This window comes from Halorientalis persicus (assembly GCF_900110215.1).
Lineage (GTDB): Archaea > Halobacteriota > Halobacteria > Halobacteriales > Haloarculaceae > Halorientalis > Halorientalis persica.
Map to the genome: position 1 here is coordinate 60,060 of NZ_FOCX01000021.1, position 19,192 is coordinate 79,251.

Annotated in this window: 15 protein-coding genes; 9 read left to right on the plus strand and 6 right to left on the minus strand. The window is 63.5% G+C overall.

Going from position 1 to position 19,192, the window contains the following annotated elements:
* Positions 1-51: 51 nt before the first annotated feature.
* Positions 52-1,173 (minus strand): polymer-forming cytoskeletal protein, encoded by a 1,122-nt coding sequence (locus BMX17_RS18310; protein WP_092662794.1) that lies wholly within the window; start codon positions 1,171-1,173, stop codon positions 52-54.
* 146 nt (positions 1,174-1,319) lie between these two features.
* Between BMX17_RS18310 and BMX17_RS18315 the strand changes: the two genes are divergently transcribed.
* Together BMX17_RS18315 and BMX17_RS26345 are read left to right on the plus strand one after the other, a co-directional pair.
* Positions 1,320-1,517: a DUF5800 family protein gene (locus BMX17_RS18315; protein WP_092662796.1), complete on the plus strand. Its 198-nt coding sequence runs from the start codon at positions 1,320-1,322 to the stop codon at positions 1,515-1,517.
* Positions 1,518-1,561: 44 nt separating this feature from the next.
* The gene (locus tag BMX17_RS26345; RefSeq protein WP_170845472.1) at positions 1,562-1,699 is read left to right on the plus strand and encodes a hypothetical protein; all 138 of its coding nucleotides are present in this window, start codon (positions 1,562-1,564) and stop codon (positions 1,697-1,699) included.
* 205 nt (positions 1,700-1,904) lie between these two features.
* Here the strand turns inward: BMX17_RS26345 and pan1 are convergent, their stop codons facing one another.
* The gene (pan1, locus tag BMX17_RS18320; RefSeq protein ID WP_092662798.1) at positions 1,905-3,119 is read right to left on the minus strand and encodes a proteasome-activating nucleotidase Pan1; all 1,215 of its coding nucleotides are present in this window, start codon (positions 3,117-3,119) and stop codon (positions 1,905-1,907) included.
* A gap of 156 nt (positions 3,120-3,275) precedes the next feature.
* Here pan1 and BMX17_RS18325 point away from each other — a divergent pair, with 156 nt between their 5' ends.
* The 4 genes from BMX17_RS18325 to rad50 all read left to right on the plus strand — a co-directional run bounded on the left by BMX17_RS18325 (position 3,276) and on the right by rad50 (position 8,016).
* Positions 3,276-3,548: a winged helix-turn-helix domain-containing protein gene (locus BMX17_RS18325; protein ID WP_092662800.1), complete on the plus strand. Its 273-nt coding sequence runs from the start codon at positions 3,276-3,278 to the stop codon at positions 3,546-3,548.
* 85 nt (positions 3,549-3,633) lie between these two features.
* The gene (locus tag BMX17_RS18330) at positions 3,634-4,008 is read left to right on the plus strand and encodes a DUF7966 family protein (RefSeq protein WP_092662802.1); all 375 of its coding nucleotides are present in this window, start codon (positions 3,634-3,636) and stop codon (positions 4,006-4,008) included.
* A complete protein-coding gene (mre11, locus tag BMX17_RS18335) occupies positions 3,983-5,329 on the plus strand; it encodes a DNA double-strand break repair protein Mre11 (RefSeq protein ID WP_092662805.1) in 1,347 nt (448 codons plus the stop codon). Before BMX17_RS18330 ends, mre11 begins: the two co-directional genes overlap by 26 nt.
* Positions 5,326-8,016: a DNA double-strand break repair ATPase Rad50 gene (rad50, locus tag BMX17_RS18340; RefSeq protein ID WP_092662807.1), complete on the plus strand. Its 2,691-nt coding sequence runs from the start codon at positions 5,326-5,328 to the stop codon at positions 8,014-8,016. The genes mre11 and rad50 overlap by 4 nt, the downstream gene beginning before the upstream one ends.
* Here rad50 and BMX17_RS18345 read toward each other — a convergent pair.
* From BMX17_RS18345 to BMX17_RS18355, 3 genes are all read right to left on the minus strand, one after another.
* Complete coding sequence (locus tag BMX17_RS18345) at positions 8,013-8,474, minus strand: DUF7346 family protein (protein WP_092662809.1); 462 nt, start codon at positions 8,472-8,474, stop codon at positions 8,013-8,015. The two genes, rad50 and BMX17_RS18345, sit on opposite strands and share 4 nt — an antisense overlap.
* Positions 8,475-8,536: 62 nt before the next feature.
* Positions 8,537-8,899 (minus strand): DUF7322 domain-containing protein, encoded by a 363-nt coding sequence (locus BMX17_RS26350; RefSeq protein WP_092662811.1) that lies wholly within the window; start codon positions 8,897-8,899, stop codon positions 8,537-8,539.
* Between the two features lie 46 nt (positions 8,900-8,945).
* Complete coding sequence (locus BMX17_RS18355) at positions 8,946-9,128, minus strand: DUF7331 family protein (RefSeq protein WP_092662813.1); 183 nt, start codon at positions 9,126-9,128, stop codon at positions 8,946-8,948.
* Between the two features lie 113 nt (positions 9,129-9,241).
* Between BMX17_RS18355 and BMX17_RS18360 the strand changes: the two genes are divergently transcribed.
* Positions 9,242-14,653 carry a DNA polymerase domain-containing protein gene (locus tag BMX17_RS18360; protein ID WP_092662815.1) on the plus strand — a complete coding sequence of 1,804 codons (5,412 nt, stop codon included), beginning with the start codon at positions 9,242-9,244 and terminating at the stop codon, positions 14,651-14,653.
* Here BMX17_RS18360 and BMX17_RS18365 read toward each other — a convergent pair.
* Entirely contained in the window at positions 14,646-16,430 is a 1,785-nt protein-coding gene (locus BMX17_RS18365) for a histidine kinase N-terminal 7TM domain-containing protein (protein WP_170845473.1), read from the minus strand. The two genes, BMX17_RS18360 and BMX17_RS18365, sit on opposite strands and share 8 nt — an antisense overlap.
* 279 nt (positions 16,431-16,709) lie before the next feature.
* On the opposite strand from BMX17_RS18365, the gene BMX17_RS18370 reads away from it, so the two are divergent.
* A complete protein-coding gene (locus BMX17_RS18370) occupies positions 16,710-17,645 on the plus strand; it encodes an ABC transporter ATP-binding protein (protein ID WP_092662819.1) in 936 nt (311 codons plus the stop codon).
* Positions 17,646-17,702: 57 nt separating this feature from the next.
* A complete protein-coding gene (gene sufB, locus BMX17_RS18375; RefSeq protein WP_092662821.1) occupies positions 17,703-19,133 on the plus strand; it encodes a Fe-S cluster assembly protein SufB in 1,431 nt (476 codons plus the stop codon).
* The last annotated feature ends 59 nt before the right edge of the window (positions 19,134-19,192 follow it).

Genomic DNA, 19,192 nt, shown 5'->3' on the forward strand with positions numbered 1-19,192 from the left:
GGTTGTGGCGGCGCTCGTTGGCTGTCACTGACTCGCCGCAAAAGGGTCGACTTATTCCGCGAGGCCGGCCTCGTGGCCGTTCTCGCGGTAGTCGTCGTCGGAGTCGACGGAGTCGGACCCGTCTTCGGGTGCAGTCACACGCTCTCCCTCCGAGTCCTCCGCAGTCACACGCTCTGTCTCCGCGTCGTCGTCCTCCTCGGGCACAGTCACACGCTCGTCGTCGGCCCCGTCGGCCGACTCTTCGTCCGCGTCGCCCGTTTTTTCGGCGTCGTCGTCCGCGGCCTCCTCGGCCGGGCCGTCGGTCGCCGATTCGTCCTCCGGCGCTCCAGTTCCGGAGTCCGACTGCAACATGGTCATCTCTCCGCGCGCACGGATAGATCCCTCGACGGTCGCGTCCTCGTGCAGTTGTACGTCGGTCGCGGAGATGTCGCCCCAGACGGTCACGTCCGGGCCGACGCTGACGGTGCCGTCCCGGGTCGTCACGTCGCCTTTGATCTCCGTGCCAGCGCCGACGTGCACGTCGGATTTGGCGCGGAGACTCCCGAAGACGACGGTGTCCTCGCCGACGGCCAGCCGCTCGGCGCGGATGTTGCCGTGCAGTCGGCAGTCGTCGCCGACGGTGGCCGGCGTCGAGACGCGCCAGGCGTCGTCGCTGACGCTTCCGTTCCGGGGGATCAGGACCGGGTCGCCCTCGACCCCGTCCTCGCTCAGCACTTCGGAGACGACCTCGTCGGCGGCCTCCTCCTCGCCGAGCCGGAGGAGATGCGAGAGGTACACGAAAAGGAAGACGATGGTCGGCATCGGATTGCGGATGACGATCCAGCCGTTGGCCTCGAAGCCCTCCTCGATGTCGACGTCGTCGCCGATGTCGAGGTCGCCCGAGACCATCAGTTGGCCGCCGACGTGGACGCGCTCGCCGATGTACGCGTTCTCGCCGACGAGGACGTTACCGGCCACGTCGCTCCACATATCGAGCCGACAGTCGCCTTCGGCCTCGATGTCGCCGCCAAAGTGGACGCGCTCGCCCGCGATGACGTTGTGCCCGCGGACGCCGAACTCGACGGTACTCTGGCCGCCGACGATCACGTCCCCGCCGGTGACGAGGTCGTGTTCCTCGACGGTGGTCCCGTCCGGGATCTGCAGTTCGTCCAGGAGATCCGAGCGCAGCGGCACACCCGCACAACTGTCGGGACCGATATTAAACTCGGGGGCAACGTCTGACGAACGTCTGACGCTGGGCGGATCGCCGTGCCGGGTGGCCCGATCCGTCGGTTGTGACACCGCGCAGTTTTTTACCGGCGACGGCGTACCGCCGCGGCATGACGGCGCTTTCCTTCGACGAACAGGGTGTCGACGTGGTGTACCAGGGCACCGAGTTCCGCCTGGAGAAGTCCCTCATCGAGAACGCCATCGGCAAGTCCTATCCCGACGTGACCGACCACGAGGTTCTGAAGATCGTCGCCGAGGACCCGGCGCTGTCGGGCGAGCCGCGCCGCATCGCCGAGATCCTGGCCTGAATCGAGTCGGTACAACTAAATTCCGCGCCCCGAATGTCTCCACCATGACCGACCTCGTCGAGAAGTTCGATCATCCGTCGTGGTTCACTATCGGTGGGACAGTCGCTGGCTACGCGCTCATCCTCGTGGCGATGTTCGTGGTGCTGTTCGTGGTGCCGTTCCTCATCTTCTCGGTACTGTAACGGCCGCGCCGCGCTGATTCGCCTTTTGATCACCTGCCAGTGGGCTCCCGATTTCGCTACTGGTTGCATCTCGATCGAGAGGATGCAATCATGGATCGTGACTCGTCAGGTGCCAGTCGACGGCCAGCCGTGTGATCAGTAGCCTCGAAAACCAGGGCGTCCTCGAAGGGTCGACTGGGAACAGTCGAAACAAGGAGTACCGGTCCTATGCGAACGTCTTCGAGACGTCCTCGGTCTCGTCGCTCTCCTTCTGGATCTTCTCCCAGGCTTCCTCGAAGTCCGTCATGCGGACCTCGGTGCGGTCGTCGCGGATGGCGAACATCCCGGCTTCGGTACAGATGGCTTTCACGTCCGCGCCGGAGGCCTCGCTGGCCATCTCGGCGAGTGCCGTCCAGTCCACGTCCTCGGAGACGTTCATGTCGCGGGTGTGGATCTGGAAGATCTGTTCGCGACCCTCGGCGTCGGGCTTGGGGACCTCGATGAGCCGGTCGAACCGGCCGGGGCGGAGGATGGCGCGGTCGAGCATATCGAAGCGGTTGGTGGCGGCGATGATCCGGATCTCACCACGGTCCTCGAAGCCGTCCATCTCCGAGAGCAGTTGCATCATCGTCCGCTGGACCTCGGCGTCGCCGGAGGTCTTGGAATCGGTCCGCTTGGCGGCGATGGCGTCGATCTCGTCGATGAAGACGACGGCAGGCTCCTCCTGACGGGCCAGCTCGAACAGGTCCCGGACGAGTTTCGCGCCCTCGCCGATGAACTTGTGGACGAGTTCGGAGCCGGCCATCTTGATGAATGTGGCGTCGGTCTGGTTGGCGACAGCCTTGGCCAGCATCGTCTTCCCCGTGCCCGGCGGGCCGTGGAGGAGGACACCACTCGGCGGGTCGATGCCCACGTCCTCGAACATTCCGGGGTTCTTCAGGGGCATCTCGACAGTCTCGCGGACTTCCTCCATCTGTTCTTCGATGCCGCCGATGTCCTGGTAGGTCACGTCGGGGCTCTTGTCGACCTGCATGACGCGGGCGCGAACGTCCGTCTCGTCGTCCAGGGACTTGACGATGGAGAGGGAGTTGTTGACCGCGACCCGGCTGTCGGGTTCGAGGTCCTCGCGCATCTCGTCGGTGACCTCGGTCAGGGCCTCCTGGTTGTTGCCGTGCTGTTTGATGATGACGCCCTCGTCGGTGAGTTCCTGCACCGTCGCGACGAACAGCGGGGACTGCTTGAGCTTCTTGTTCTCGTGGGTGAGCCGCTCGAGTTTCTGCTGGTACTTGTTGTTCTCGGCGTTGGCGTCCAGCAACTTGTCCCGCATCTCCTCGTTCTGGGACTCGAGGACTTCGAGCCGCTCCTGGAGGGCGTTGATCTTCTCCTGCTGAGAAGCGTCCTCGTCGTAGGGCAACTCGACGTCGTCCACGGTGTCAGTCATTGACACCGATTAGGGGATGTAGTAATAAGAGACTTCGGGTAGACACAAGCACCGAAGCAAGCCCGAAGCCCGGCGATTCCGGCCACGGGTGATTACTGATGAGAATAATTTAGAACAGGAAATATTATTAGCCTGTATGTGCAACTGACGGGTAACATGAGTGCCTCAGAGTCCGCGGGAACGGATGCCGACGCCGGGGGCTGGGACGCAGTGCGAGAGCTCCCGCCCAGTGCCAAACTGGTCGCGAAGACCCTGGAGTATAACGATACGTTGACCCAGAGTCAACTGGCCGAGGAGACGCTGTTGCCGCCCCGGACCGTTCGCTACGGGTTGAATCGACTCGAGGAGGTCGACGTCGTCGAGTCGCGGTTTTCCTTCTCGGACGCGCGCAAGCGTATCTACACGCTGACCATCGACGAGTCCCGCTAGTCGGACCGCGCGTCGAGCGCCACGGGCGTCCGTAACCGGGCGGTCGTCCGAACGTTCAAGTACCGGCACACGACCACTCCGTCGCGTGCCCGATACAGCCACCGTCAAGCGCGCCCTCTCGCGTCTCGCAGCGCAGTCAGCCGAGCCGCCGACCGATGGTGGGTGGTTCGGCGGCGACGACTACCGGACCGTCGTGACGGCCGCCGAGGACGCCGTCGAATCCGTCGCGACCGCCGTCGACTTCCTCGACGCCGACGGGCTCGACCGTCTCGACGACGCCATCGAGACGGCCGAGGAGGCAGGTGACCACGCGGCCGTCCGTCGTGGTCGGCGGGCCCGGAACGTCCTGACCGACTTCCGGCGGGCGGTTCGGTCCGACCAGTTTCACTCCGGTCGCGGAACCACTTTACGGGATGGTGTCCAAGAGGAGAGAAATGACACGGGTGATACATACGGGTGATACCCACCTCGGGTATCGGCAGTACCACCGGCCCGAGCGGCGCGAGGATTTCCTCGACGCTTTCCGCCGGGTCGCCGAGGACGCGGTCGAGGACGACGTGGACGCCCTCGTCCACGCCGGCGACCTCTTTCACGACCGCCGGCCGGACCTGCCCGATATCCTCGGCACGCTCTCCGTCCTGCGGGACCTCGATGCCGCCGGCGTGCCCTTCCTCGCCATCGTCGGCAACCACGAGACCAAACGCGACGCCCAGTGGCTCGACCTGTTCGAGTCGCTCGGGCTCGCGACGCGACTGGGCGACGAGCCGGTTACCGTCGGGGACACCGCGTTCTACGGGCTCGATTTCGTGCCGCGCTCCCAGCGTGACGACCTCGACTACGACTTCGAATCCCACGACGCCGCCCACAGCGCCCTCGTGGCCCACGGCCTGTTCGAGCCCTTCGAATACGCCGACTGGGACACCGAGCGACTCCTGCAGGAGTCCACTGTCGACTTCGACGCCGTCCTGCTCGGGGACAACCACAAACCCCAGAAAGCCCAGGTCGAAGACACCTGGATCACCTACTGCGGGTCGACCGAGCGGGCGAGCGCCGACGAGCGCGAGGATCGGGGGTACAACATCGTCGAGTTCGACGAGCAGGTGTCGATCAGGCGGCGCGGGCTCCCGACCCGCGAGTTCGTCTTCGTCGAGGTCGAACTCGGCGAGGGCGAGGGCGTCGAGCGGGTGCGGGAACGCGTCGGCCAGCACGACCTCGACGACGCGGTCGTCGTCGTCCACGTCGAGGGCGAGGGCGAGCCGGTCGCACCGGCCAGTATCGAGGAGTACGCCGACGAAGAAGGCGCGCTGGTCGCTCGCGTCACCGACCACCGCGAGGTCACCGACAGCGGCGAGATCGACGTGAACTTCGCGGACCCCGACGACGCCGTCGCGGAGCGCATCCGCGAGATGGGACTCAGCCAGGCGGCCCACGACATCGACGAGACCGTCCGGGCGAGCAAGACCGCCGACTCGAACGTCACCGACGAGGTGGAACGTCGCGTCCGGGAGATCCTCGACGAGGGCGACGCAGATGCGTTCCGCCCCGCCGAACTCGACAGCGCGGACGCTGAATCGGCCGAGGAACCGACGCCGGCCGACGACGCTACCGACTCCACGCCGGCCGAGGAACCGACGCCGACCGACGATGCTACCGACTCCACGCCGGCCGAGGAACCGACGAAGACCGACGGCGGTGACGCGGGCGAGGAGCAGTCGGCGGCTGCCGATGCTGCTTCCGACACCGACGTGAACGACCAACCCTCGCTGGGTGATTTCGAATGAGATTCGAGCGAGTCAGACTGGAGAATTTCAAGTGCTACGGGGACGCGGACCTGACGCTCGACAGCGGGGTGACGGTCATCCACGGCCTGAACGGCAGTGGAAAGTCCTCGTTGCTGGAGGCCTGTTTCTTCGCGCTGTACGGGGCCCGCGCCCTCGACGAGACCCTGGACGAGGTCGTGACCATCGGGGCGGAAGACGCCACGGTCGAGTTGTGGTTCTCCCACGGCGGCGGGTCCTACCACGTCGAGCGGCGGGTGCGCGTGACCGACGACCGGGCGACCACGGCCAAGTGCGTGCTGGAGACGCCCGAGGCGACCTACGAGGGCGCTCGCGCCGTTCGCGGGCACGTCGCGGAACTGCTCCGGATGGACCACGAAGCGTTCGTCAACTGCGCGTACGTCCGTCAGGGCGAGGTGAACAAACTCATCAACGCCTCCCCCGCCGACCGTCAGGACATGATCGACGACCTGCTCCAGCTCGGCAAGCTGGAGGACTACCGCGAACGGGCCAGCAACGCCCGACTCGGCGTCAAACACGTTCGGGACGGCAAGCGGGAACTGCTCGACGACATCGCGACCCAGATCGAACGGAAGGAAGACCAGGACCTCCACGGCCGGCTCAACGCGCTCCAGACCGAACGCAAGGAACTCGAAGCCGAGATCGAGCGGTTCGACGAGAACCGACAGGAGGCCGTCAAAACTCGCGACGAGGCCGAGGCGCTCCTCGAAGAACACGAGGAGAAACGCGAGCGGCTCCAGTCACTCAAAGCGGAGATCGAGGAGTTGACCGAGACCATCGAGGAGACCGAGCGCGAGCGCGAGCGCCTCGGCGACCGGATCGGCGAGCTGAAAACCGAGATCGAAGAGATCGAGGCCGAACGTGCCGACCTGCTCGCCGAGTCGGCCCTCGACGACCCCGACGAAGCGACGGTCAACGAGACGATCACGGACCTCGAATCCCGGGACGAGCAGTTGCGCGACGACATCGAGGACCACCGCGTCACAGCCAGCGAACACACGAGCGAGGCCGAATCGCTCCGCGAGAGCGCCGCGGATCTGGAGACGCGTGCGGCGGACAGGCGCCAGGAGGCCGAGGAGTTGGCGAGCGAACTCGCGGCGACGCGGGAGAAGCTCGCCGAGCGACGCGAGCGGATCGAGCGACTGGAAGCCGACATCGAGGCCAAACGCGAGGCCTTCGAGGGCGCGCCCGTCGAGACCGGCGAGGCCAGCGACCACTGGGACGAACTCGCGGACGAACTGAACGAGGCCCGCGAGCGGGAGACGGAACTGGAAACCGAACTGAAAAACGCTCAGGATACCCTCGAAGAGGCCGAAGCGCTGCTGGACCAGGGGAAGTGTCCCGAGTGTGGCCAGCCCGTCGAGGACTCCCCGCACGTCGAGTCCATCGACGAGCACCGCGAACGGATCGACGACCTGCAGGACGAACTCGTCTCGGTCCGACAGCGTCGCGAACGCCTCGAAGACGAGGTCGCCGAGGCCAGCGATCTGGTCGACCGCGAGAACGAACTCCAGACGCTCCGGAACGATCTGGACAACGTCGAACAGCTGGTCGAGGAACAGGAAGACGGACTGGACGAGACCGTCGAGAAGATCGAACGGCTCCGTGACGAAGCCGAGGACCTGGATGCCGAGGCCGAGCAAAAGCGCGAGAAAGCCGACGAGGCCGAGTCGGCGGCAGAAGCGGAACGCGAGGCCGTCGCCGAGTGTAACGAGAAACGCGGCGAGATCAGCGAGCGCCTCGACCGGCTGGAAGCGATCCGGGAGACGTTCGAGCGCGTCGGCGACTGCGAGGACGAGATCGAGCGCCTGCGCGAGCAACGGACCAACAAGGCCGAGTTGAACGACGAGCGACGTGACCGACTGGCGGACAAACGCGACCAGCGGGACGAACTCGACGCCGAGTTCGACGAGTCGGCGGTCGAGCAGGCCCGCGAAGAGAAAGAACGCGCCGTCGAGTACATCGAAAAGGTCGAGCCGAAACTCGACGAACTCCGGGCGGAACGGGACGACCTGATCGACGAGATCGGTGGCGTCAAAACCGAAATCGAGGCGCTGGAGGACCTGCGGGACCGGTACGACGACCTCGAAGCCACGGTCGAACGGCTGGACTCGCTGTACGGCGAGACCGAGCGTCTGCAGGAGATGTACGGGCAGCTACGCGCCGAGTTGCGACAACGAAACGTCGAGAGCCTCGAACGGATGCTCAACGAGACGTTCGACCTGATCTACGGCAACGATTCCTACTCCCGGATCGAACTCGACGGGGAGTACGAACTCACGGTCTACCAGAAAGACGGCCAGCCCCTCGACCCCGAACAGCTGTCCGGCGGGGAGCGGGCGCTGTTCAACCTCAGTCTACGCTGTGCGATCTACCAGCTGTTGGCCGAGGGGATCGAGGGTGCCGCCCCGATGCCGCCGCTGATCCTCGACGAACCAACCGTGTTCCTCGATTCGGGTCACGTCTCACGGCTCGTCGACCTGATCAGGCATATGCACGACCTCGGCGTCGAACAGATTCTCGTCGTCAGCCACGACGAGAAACTGTTCGGCGCGGCCGACGATCTGGTGACGGTCTCGAAAGACGCCACGACGAACCGGTCGACGGTGACACGGAAAGACCCCGACGAGGCGACGCGGGAGGTCCTCGCCGACGCCGCGACGGACTAACCCCCGGCTTCGCTCGCCCCGTCCCCGGACTCGGTTGGCTCGTCCCGGAGGTGAGCCAGCCCCTCGCCCGCCGTCTCGGTGAGTCGATAGCCCCGCTCGCCGGCGACGGTCGCCTCCTCGACCAGCCCGGCGGCGCGGAACTCCCCGAGCAGACCGTGGAGATCGCTCTCACAGAGGTCGTAGCCACCCATCAGATCGCGGACCGCGACCGCGCCGCGCCGGTCGAGTTCGAAGAGCAGGCCGAGTGCCCGGTCGTCGCGAACCGCGCCGAGGATCGTCCGCGCCGCGTCCGGAACGGTGCGGGCGGCGGTTTCGAGGGGGGATTCGTCGACGAACTCCAGATCGTCGTTCGGGATGTACCGCTCCTCGCCGGTTTCGGGGTCGCGGACGCGACTCGAATCGTCGGACTGTTTGACCAGCAGCAGTCGCGTGCCGGAGCCGTCGTGGACGGTACGCATTGCCCGGGGGTAAGACTCGGGGGCTGGTAACCGTTCTGGACCTGCTCGGTCGCCGCCGATCGTCAGTCGTCGTCGACGAACGCCGCTTTGGCGCGCTGGTAGCGCACGTAGCCGTAGAAGAAGACGGCGACACCCATGAAAAACACCGCCCCGCCGTTGACCCACTCGCCCCGGAAGACGGCGAGCATCGGGCCGAGCGCGACCGCGAAAAGCGCGAGGTTGAAGATCGCGACGAGTTTCCAGAACGACCCGGCCAGTCCCTCAGGCACGTCGGCGGCGTCGGGGTCCGGTGGCTCCGGGATGTCGACCGCCGGCACGTCGGGCCCCAGATCCGGGTCCGGATCCGGCTCCGGGTCGGGTTCGAGATGCTCGGAACTCCCCGGATCGTCCGGTTCGTGAGGCCAGCGCTGGTCGTCGTCGCTCACTGTTCCGTCGTCGGATAGCCGCCGAGAAAAGGGTTCCGTGACTGTCCTATACCGCGTCGTCCAGCGTCGTCGCCGCACTCGACTGGACCCACGCCAGCGGGTTCTGGGCGTCGTAGAGGACCACTCCATCGTCGGTCTCGTAGGCCTCGATTGTCTCGACTTCGGGGCCGTCCGGTCCCGTTTCGGCACTGTCCAACTCCGACCGACTTCCGTTTGCGCGGTCCGTCATGTCGCTTCGAAATGTGGTATGACGTGTCATGCCATATACCTTGTGTTCCCGTCGCGGCTCGAAACGCAGGGACCGTCGGGATTTTAGTCGGGGGTCTCGAACGGGTGGACAGTATGGACGAGACCGGGGACGGAACACAGACAGGTCTCTCTGCGTTCGAGGACGGAACGGGGAGTGATGCGGGCGAGGACGAGGGCCGGGACGCGGCCGCGGAAGCCGCGGCCGTCGCCGGCAACGGCGGCGACGCCTTCGAGATCGTCGACCTCGACGACATCCGCTATCCCGACGCCGACGAGTACGTGACGTTCGCGGTCACGCAGATCGACTACACCGTCGAGGGCCGGGGCGACGACGAGTTCCCAGTGGTCCACCTCTTCGGCCGCACCCCCGAAGCCGAGAAACAGGTCCACGTCGAAGTCTACGAGTTCAGGCCCTACTTCTACGCGCCGACCGATTCGCTCACCGACGCGGACCTCCAGCGCGACCGGATCACCGACTGGGAGGAGACAGACGAGGACGGCGAACCCTACGAATCCATCCGCGGCGAGCGCCTGACCAAGATCTTCGGCCAGACTCCCCGTGACGTGGGCCAGATGCGCGACGAGTTCGACCACTACGAGGCCGACATCCTCTTTCCCAACCGCCTGTTGATCGACAAGGACATCACCAGCGGCGTGCGCGTGCCCGTCCGTCGCGAGGCCGCGGACGAGCCCATCCGGGTCCCCCACGACGAGATCGAGGCCGTCGACGCCAGCGCCGAGCCCCGCGTCAACGTCTTCGACATCGAAGTCGACGACCGCCACGGCTTCCCCGAGGATGGCGAGGAAACCATCGTCTGTCTCACCTCCCACGACTCCTACGACGACCAGTACATCACGTGGCTGCTCGACGCCGACGAGGGCATCGACCCGCCCGAAGCCCTCGCGGAGTACGACCCCATCGAGGACGACTTCGAGGCCGACGTGCGTGTCTTCGAGGAGGAAGAGGCGATGCTGGAAGCGTTCGTGGACTACGTCGTCCAAGACACCGATCCAGATCTCGTCACTGGCTGGAACTGTCTTCCGGCTGACAGCGAGGTTTCGATGGCTGACGGGACAGTCCGAGAGATACAGGACGTTCAGGTTGGCGACGAAGTGGTTGGCAACGATCAACAGCAGACCGCAGTGGCAGAAGTGACGAACAAGTGGGAAAGCGAGAAAGAGGTTCTCGAGTTCGACCTCGCCGACGGAACGTCGCTCCGTTCGTCTGGCGACCACCGGATCATGATCGGTGACGACGAACGGGTCGACTGGAAGCGAGGTAACGACGTGGAACCGGGGGACTACGTTCTCAAGCCTCGGAAACTGAATATCGATTCTCCAACCATTCCGGCCTTGTCGGAACTCGTCCCGCCCGAGAACCAGCGTTTCATCGATAAAACACAAGTAAAAGAATTCAAGTCTGCACTCCCGAACGGAGCGGTCACCGAACTCGCCGACGAGTTCGAAGTGACGAAAGAGACACTGTATCATCCGAAAACTGACGTTTGGACTCCCGAACGTTGTCGGACCGCAGCGGACACATACGAAGTTCCACTGCCGGATGGTGGTCGTGAATATCGGCGTAACGGTATCGAACTGGACCGCGAGATCTCCGAAACCGAAGTCTACCTTGCCGGACTCGTCCTCACGGACGGGACGATGTCGACTGATGACGGGATTCGGTTCTACAACACCCGCGAGGAGTTGCACGAGCAGTTCCCCGGTGATAACGCCCTCCAACCCGACGGAAAGGGTTGTTACAAACAGGACGTTCTCGACTGGGCGAGGCTGCACGTGTTCAACGGGCTTGGAATACCCCTGGGTGACAAGAACGAACGCGACGTCGACCTCTCGCAGGTGTACGAACTCCCCGAGGAGTACGTTGCTCGATTCCTCGCCGGCGTCATCGACGGGGACGGGAGTGTCTCGTCGTCCGTAGTCGTTGCCGCGGAAAACCGTTCGATCGGAGAGTGGTACACCAAACTGTTCCGCCGTCTGGGGATATACGCGCAGCAGCGCGAAAACATCGTTCGTGTCCCAGACGCGGAGCGTGACCTGAACCGGGTGCAGCGGACGATTCTTCCCCATATGAATCATCCCGAAAAGGTCGAGGCGATCGAGGCGCTCGAAGGCGGGAAGAGCGGTCAGAGCGAGAACATTCCCTATGCGTTGTTCGAGGCTGAGACGGGTAGCCACGAGAAGCGCATCGGTCGAGATAAACATCGACGAGGTATCAACCTGAAACGCCACGAGACCACCAGCGAACAGTGGGAGGAATACGTATTCGTAGCTGTAGAAGACGTGACTGTCACAGGGACCGAAACAACGTACGACATCGAAACGACGACGCACAATTTCGTCGCGGATAACTGTCTCGTCCACAACTGCGACGATTTCGACGTTCCCTACCTCCTCGATCGCCTCGAAGAACTCCAGGGCCCCCACCACGACTACGACCTCTCGATCGAACGACTCTCTCGCGTGAACGAGGTCTGGCGCAACAACTGGCAGGGACCGAACATCAAGGGCCGGGTCGTCTTCGACCTCCTGTATGCCTATCAGCGCACGAAGTTCACCGAACTCGACTCCTACCGGCTGGACGCGGTCGGCGAGCAGGAACTGGGCGTGGGCAAGGAACGCTATCCGGGCGATATCGGCGATCTCTGGGAGGACGACCCCGAGCGCCTGCTGGAGTACAACCTCCGGGACGTGGAACTCTGCGTGGAACTGAACGAGCAACAGGAGATCATCCCCTTCTGGCAGGAAGTCGCCTCCTTCGTCGGCTGTAAACTCGAAGACGCCACGACGCCCGGCGACGCCGTCGATATGTACGTCCTCCACAAGCTCCACGGCAACTTCGCGCTCCCCTCGAAGGGCCAACACGACGCCGAAGACTACGAGGGCGGCGCGGTCTTCGACCCGATCACCGGCGTCCGGGAGATGGTGACGGTGCTGGACCTGAAGAGCCTCTATCCGATGTGCATGGTCACCATCAACGCCAGCCCCGAGACCAAGGTCGACCCCGATGCCTACGAGGGCGATACCTTCCGCGCCCCGAACGGCCAGCACTTCCGGAAGGAACCCGACGGGGTCATCCGGGAGATGGTCGACGAACTGCTGACCGAACGCGAGGAGAAGAAATCCCTGCGGAACGACCACGATCCCGACTCCAGCGAGTACGAGCAGTTCGACCGTCAGCAGGCGGCTGTCAAGGTGATTATGAACTGTTTCACACCGGATACCGACGTGCTGACGCCCGATGGCGTTCGCAATATCCGGGACCTCGACGTCGGCGACGAGGTGTACTCGCTGGACCCCGAGACGGTGGAAATGGAGGTCAAACCGGTCGTCGAGACACACGCCTATCCCGACTACCGCGGTGAACTGGTCGACATCGAGACGAGCAAGATCGACTTCAGTGTGACCCCGAATCACCGGATGCTCGTCCGGAAGAACGAGACGAACGGGATCACCGACGACGAGTACGGGTTCGTCGAAGCCGGCGAACTGGACGACGCGACGAACTACGAACTCCCCCACGACTGGGACGGTCCGGATGGTGAGGAACTGGCAACGGTCGACCTGACAGAACTACTCGACGGTGACTACGAAGTGTGGACGAACAATGACGTTCATGGGCACACCCTCGCGGCGGAGGTGGGCTGGTACCCCGACAAGATCGTTCGGCAGGAGATTGACGACACCGGGTACGTGTTCTCCGCGGACGAGTTCGAGGAACACCGCGAGTACCTCGACGAAGCCTGTTCGGAGTTCTACGTCCACAGTGAGCGCGACCGGAAGTGGATCCCGCGGTTCTACGACGGCGACGACTTCCTCGAACTGCTCGCTTGGTACATCACCGAGGGCAACGTCTACACCTCGGCAGACAAACAGTTCGGTCAGAACTTTCGCGGTAGCTCTACGACGGTCAATATCGCACAGGATGCACTTCCCGACGGCGGTCAGGGTGACCACGCTACCATCGGTGACCTCCTCGACCGGATGGAGTTCGACCCGTACGTCGACGAAAAAGGGTACCAGTTCACGTCCCGACTGCTCGGCGAGTGGTTCGAATCGACGGCCGGGGCTGACAGTTTCGAGAAGCGAATTCCGGAGTTCGTTTTCGAGACCAGCCAACGCCAGAAACGCCTGTTCCTCGACACGCTCATCGCTGGTGACGGGGACTGGCAGACCAACTCCTGGCGGTACAGCACCGCGAGCGAGCGACTCCGCGACGACGTGCTTCGGCTCTGTGCACATCTTGGACTCACTACCAATTATAACGAGGACAGCGGCGCGTACCGAATCTACGTCACCGAAGACAGCAAGAATACGCTCCGTATGCATCGTAGCGCCGACCGTTCCACGGCCGACGACGGCGTGTACTGCGTCACGGTCGAAGACAATAACACCCTCATGGCCGGCCGGAACGGTAAATTCCAGTTCGTCGGGCAGTCACTCTACGGCGTCCTGGGGTGGGATCGATTCCGACTGTACGACAAGGAGATGGGTGCGGCGGTGACGGCGACTGGCCGAGATGTCATCGAGTACACCGACGAGGTCGTCGAAGAACAGGGATACAAGGCCGTATACGGAGATACGGACTCCGTCATGCTTGAACTCGGGAGCGTCGGCCCGGACGACGTCGAAGGCGAGGTCGTGGTCACCGACGAAATGCGCGAGAAACACCCAGAGATGGACGATGAAGAACTCCTGACCATCGCCGCGACGATCCAGAAGGGATTCGAACTCGAAGAAGTAATCAACGAATCCTACGACGACTTCGCACTCGAACAGCTCAACGCGGAGTTCCATCGGTTCGAAATCGAGTTCGAGAAGCTCTACCGCCGCTTCTTCCAGGCGGGCAAGAAGAAACGCTACGCCGGGCACATCGTCTGGAAAGAGGGCAAAGACGTCGACGATATCGACATCACGGGCTTCGAGTACCAGCGTAGCGACATCGCGCCGATCACCAAGGAGGTCCAGAAGGAAGTGATCGACCGCATCGTGACGGGGGCCGACGTGGAAGACATCAAAGACTACGTCCACGACGTGATCCAGGAGTTCGAGAACGAGGAGGCCAGCCTGGACGAGATCGCCATCCCGGGGGGCATCGGGAAGAAACTGGACAACTACGACACCGACACCGCGCAGGTCCGGGGGGCGAAGTACGCCAATCTCCTGCTGGGGACGAACTTCTCCTCGGGGTCGAAACCGAAACGACTCTACCTCGACAGGGTTCACTCGGACTTCTGGGACAAGGTCGAGGCCGAACACGGGCTTGACCCCTCGACGGACCCGCTGTACGGCGAGTTCCGGCGCGACCCGGACGTGATCTGTTTCGAGTACGAGGATCAGGTCCCCGAGGAGTTCGAGGTCGACTGGGAGAAGATGCTCGACAAGACGCTCAAAGGCCCGATAGAGCGGATTCTGGAGGCGCTGGACATCACCTGGGACGAGGTCAAAAGCGGGCAGGAACAGACCGGGCTCGGGAACTTCATGTAGCGTCGGGGACCGACTCGACCCCGACATCGGTGTCGGGGGCGTCGGTGACGCCGGTGAACTCGAACCGTGCACCGGAAGACGCACACCGTTCGTCTTCCGAGCCCCCGCTCGTCTCACTCGCGGGGACGCCCCCCGTCTCGGAATCGGTGACCGTCGTCTCCCAGCCGTGGGCGTCGGCGATGGTCTCGACGATGTTGAGTCCGAACCCGGTTCCGGTGTCGCTGGTCGTGAACCCCTTCTCGAAGACTGCGTCACGTTGGTCGGCGGGGATGCCGGGACCGTCGTCGGCGACGAAAAAGCCGCCGTCGGTATCGCCGACGGTGACCGTCACGTCCGGGCCGCCGTGTTCCACGGCGTTACGAAAGAGATTCTCGAACAGCTGGGTGAGCTGTGAGTCGTCGCCAGAGACGGTTCGGTCCGTGACGATTTCGAGGGTCGCCGACCCCGTGTCGACGTTCTCCCACGCGGACCGACAGATCCGGTCGAGCGACACTGGCTCGCGGTTCAGGACCGTCTGTCCCTGTCGGGCCAGTGCGAGCGCGTCCGAGATGAGTTCGTCCATTCGGTCGTGGGCCTCGGCGATTTTCTCCATGTGGACGCTGTCGTACTCGTCGCGGGCGAGTTCGAGTCGTCCGTCCGCGACCGAGAGTGGGTTGCGGAGGTCGTGGGAGAGGATGCTGGCGAACTCCTCCAACCGCTCGTTCTGTTCTTCGAGGCGCTCTTTCTGATCGCGGAGCTGTCGGCGTGCCTCGATCTGTGCGGTCACGTCCTGAAAGAGGACGACCGAACCGGTGTCCGGTGCCGTCCCGTCGTCGCCGGGGCCCAGAGCCGACGTTTCGACGTTGTAGTATCGCTCGTCGCCGTCTTCCTCCCGGGTGATGGTGTCGAATCCCTCACCGCCGTCGAAGGCGGTCGCGATCTCCGGGAACGTCGCTTCGAGGAAGTCCCGGTCACAGCCGAGGAGTCGTTCGGGTTCCATCCCGAGCAACTCCGCGGCGCGGTCGTTGACGTCGACCACCGCGTCGCCACGGTCCAACACGAGGTAGCCGGTATCCATCTCTTCGACGACCGAGGACCGGGCGACGGGGATGAGACGGAGGATCCGGTAGCGAAAGACCATCAACACGCCGATCGGGAGGGCGGCGGCGAAGCCGATGCTCGTGTAGTTGAACGTGGTCAGACCGGCGAGATAGGCCACGTTGAGGAACCACGGGATGGTGAGTGCGCCGACGATGGACCGAACCTGTCCACGGTAGTGGCGGTTGGTCGTCTCGTAGGTGAGAAACATGAACGCGGCTCCGGCGACGAAGCAGTAGGCCAGGCCGTGGTGGAGGTAAAACAGTGGTCCCCAGGTCACGTCGGCGACCATCACGCCGTTGCGGGTGACGGTGGTCGCCGACTCGATCGTCCACGAGCCGAAATTCGTCACTTCGAGGCCGGTCGAGACCAATACCGGGAACGTGACGAGGCCGAGCCGGCTCGGTTCCAGCCACTCGGTCCGTTCCGTGTAGTCGGCGGCGAAGACGAACAGCGAAACCACGACGACGGTCCCCATCAGGTAGTAGCCGGGATAGAGCGCGCGTTTCGCCTCGATACCGGTGACTGCGAGTCGGGCCGCGTCGCTGAGACACCACAGCGACACCGCGACGATCAACACGAGAGGCGGGACTGGCGACAGGCGGGGATTCTCGAAGTTCCGGACGATCACGAAAATCGTCGGAATTGCGACGAGAAGCGGGAAGACGAGGACCAACAGGAGCCAGCTGAACTGCAACATTCCCATCAGAACTATTCAGCTACGGGGCATGAATGTTGTGGGCATTTCACGCATTCATCGGCGAAAACAGGCCCCGGCCGTCGGATTCGATGGTCGTCGTGTCTGCCGTGGCCGGCCGCAGTAACAGCCCGGTACGGGGTGGTCGCTGTCGCAGTCAGCGGATTCGGGTTTCCAGAATACGAAATCAAATTTTCCATTGACGAAATCCTACCTGGGTGAATGCGAAAGTATTATGAACGTCTCGCACCCAGTTTGGGACGACTTAGGTGTCCCTAAACAATGGCAACACTCGAAATATCCAACCTACACGCTGAAGTTGCCGAGGAGGGCGGTGAGCAGATCCTGCGCGGGGTCGATCTGGAGGTCGAATCCGGTGAGATCCACGCGCTGATGGGTCCCAACGGGAGCGGGAAATCGACGACCGCGAAGATCATCGCCGGCCACCCGGCGTACGAAGTGACCGAGGGCGAAGTCCTGTTGCACCTCGAAGACGAGGAGTTCGAGGACCTCGACGAGGACGTTCCCGAAGACCTCCGGACGTGGAATCTTCTGGACCTGGAGCCAAACGAGCGCGCGGCGCTCGGTATCTTCCTGGGCTTTCAGTACCCCGCCGAGATCGAGGGCGTCACGATGGTCAACTTCCTGCGGACGGCCCTGAACGCCAAACTCGAAGAGCGCGAAGAACTGTTCGAGGAGGACGACGAGGAGGAAGCCGAGGCCGAGGGTGGTGACACCAAGGAAGACGCGGCCGGCTACGACACCTCGCCGATGGAAGGCGACCCCGAAGAGGGTGACATCGGTGTCGCCGAGTTCCAGGAGATCCTGCAGGAGAAGATGGAGCTGCTGGACATGGACGAGAGCTTCGCCCAGCGGTACCTCAACGCCGGCTTCTCCGGCGGGGAGAAAAAACAGAACGAGGTCCTCCAGGCTGCGATCCTGGAACCCTCGATCGCCGTGCTCGACGAGATCGACTCCGGGCTCGACATCGACCGCCTGCAGGACGTCTCGAACGGAATCAACGCGTTGCGCGACGAGGAGGGTGCAGGTGTCCTCCAGATCACCCACTACCAGCGGATCCTCGACTACGTCGAACCGGACCACGTTCACGTGATGATCGACGGCCGGATCGCCAAGTCCGGCGACGCCTCGCTGGCGGAAGAACTCGAAGACAAGGGGTACGACTGGGTGCGCGAAGAAGTCGCGGAGGCCGCGTAACCGTTCAGAGCTAGCACAGGCTAATATGTTTAGAGAAACAAACCACATACACCAACAATGAGTTCAGATCAAGACCATCTCAAGGAGACCGACACCGAGAAGCGCTTCGAGTTCAAGAAGGAGGAGAACTCGGCCTTCGAGGCCGAGAAGGGTCTCGACGAGGAGACCATTCGGGTCATCAGCGAGGACAAGGACGAACCGCAGTGGATGCTCGACCGGCGGCTCCGCGCACTCGAGCAGTTCAAGCAGATGCCGATGCCCGACGACTGGCCGGGCGCACCCGACCTGAGCGAGGTCGACGTCGACGAGATCGTCCCGTACATCCGCCCGGACATCGAGACACGCGGCGGCGCCGAAAACTGGGAGGACCTCCCCGACGAGATTCAGGACACCTTCGACAAACTGGGCATTCCGGAAGCCGAGAAAAACGCCCTTTCGGGCGTGGGCGCCCAGTACGAGTCCGAAATCGTCTATCAGAACATGCAGGAGCGCTGGGAGGAGAAAGGCGTCATCTTCTGTGACATGGACAAGGCCGTCCAGGAGCACGAAGAGATCCTCAAAGAGTACTTCATGACCAAGGCCGTGCCCCCGAGCGACAACAAGTTCGCGGCGCTGCACGGCGCTATCTGGTCGGGCGGATCCTTCGTCTACGTCCCCGAGGACACCACGGTCGACATGCCTGTTCAGGCGTACTTCCGGATGAACTCCGACGGGATGGGGCAGTTCGAGCACACGCTCATCATCGCCGAGGAGAACTCCGAAGTCCACTACATCGAGGGCTGTTCCGCGCCGAAGTACTCCGCGTTCAACCTCCACAGCGGCGGCGTCGAGGTGTTCGTCAAGGAGAACGCCCACGTCCAGTACTCGACGGTGCAGAACTGGTCGAAGAACACCTACAACCTCAACACCAAACGCGCCATCACCGAGGCCGACGGGACGATGGAGTGGGTGTCCGGTTCGATGGGGTCGAAAGCGACGATGCTGTACCCCTCGACCATTCTGAAGGGGCCGGGCGCGACGGACAACCACATCACGATCGCGATGGCCGGCGAAGGCCAGAACATCGACACCGGTGCGAAGGTCTACCACAACGCGCCGGACACGAAGTCGACCATCGAGTCCAAGTCCATCAGCAAGGACGGCGGCCGCACCAACTATCGCGGCCTGGTCCACATGGCCGACGGCGCGGAGAACGCCAGTACGAGCGTCGAGTGTGACGCGCTGATGTTCGACAACGAGTCCACGTCGGACACGATGCCGTACATGGAGATCCAGGAGAACAAGGTCGACGTGGCCCACGAAGCCACCGTCGGGAAGATCGGCGACGAGGACGTCTTCTACCTGGAGACGCGTGGGCTGGACGACGACGACGCAAAGCAGATGATCGTCGCCGGCTTCATCGAGCCGATCACCGAAGAACTGCCCATCGAGTACGCGGTCGAGCTCAACCGCCTCATCGAACTCGAGATGGAGGGCTCGCTCGGATAGTGAACAGGCTCGGCAGATACAATTACAGAGATAGATCAATGGCTATCGATCCGAAATTC

Coding starts and splice junctions, on each gene's coding strand:
- mre11 (WP_092662805.1), top strand. CDS start 3,983: ATGACACGGGTGATACATACGGGTGATACCCACCTCGGGTATCGGCAG.
- BMX17_RS26345 (WP_170845472.1), top strand. CDS start 1,562: ATGACCGACCTCGTCGAGAAGTTCGATCATCCGTCGTGGTTCACTATC.
- pan1 (WP_092662798.1), bottom strand. CDS start 3,119: ATGACTGACACCGTGGACGACGTCGAGTTGCCCTACGACGAGGACGCT.
- BMX17_RS18365 (WP_170845473.1), bottom strand. CDS start 16,430: ATGTTGCAGTTCAGCTGGCTCCTGTTGGTCCTCGTCTTCCCGCTTCTC.
- sufB (WP_092662821.1), top strand. CDS start 17,703: ATGAGTTCAGATCAAGACCATCTCAAGGAGACCGACACCGAGAAGCGC.
- BMX17_RS18360 (WP_092662815.1), top strand. CDS start 9,242: ATGGACGAGACCGGGGACGGAACACAGACAGGTCTCTCTGCGTTCGAG.
- BMX17_RS18315 (WP_092662796.1), top strand. CDS start 1,320: ATGACGGCGCTTTCCTTCGACGAACAGGGTGTCGACGTGGTGTACCAG.
- BMX17_RS18345 (WP_092662809.1), bottom strand. CDS start 8,474: ATGCGTACCGTCCACGACGGCTCCGGCACGCGACTGCTGCTGGTCAAA.
- BMX17_RS18370 (WP_092662819.1), top strand. CDS start 16,710: ATGGCAACACTCGAAATATCCAACCTACACGCTGAAGTTGCCGAGGAG.
- BMX17_RS18355 (WP_092662813.1), bottom strand. CDS start 9,128: ATGACGGACCGCGCAAACGGAAGTCGGTCGGAGTTGGACAGTGCCGAA.
- BMX17_RS18325 (WP_092662800.1), top strand. CDS start 3,276: ATGAGTGCCTCAGAGTCCGCGGGAACGGATGCCGACGCCGGGGGCTGG.
- rad50 (WP_092662807.1), top strand. CDS start 5,326: ATGAGATTCGAGCGAGTCAGACTGGAGAATTTCAAGTGCTACGGGGAC.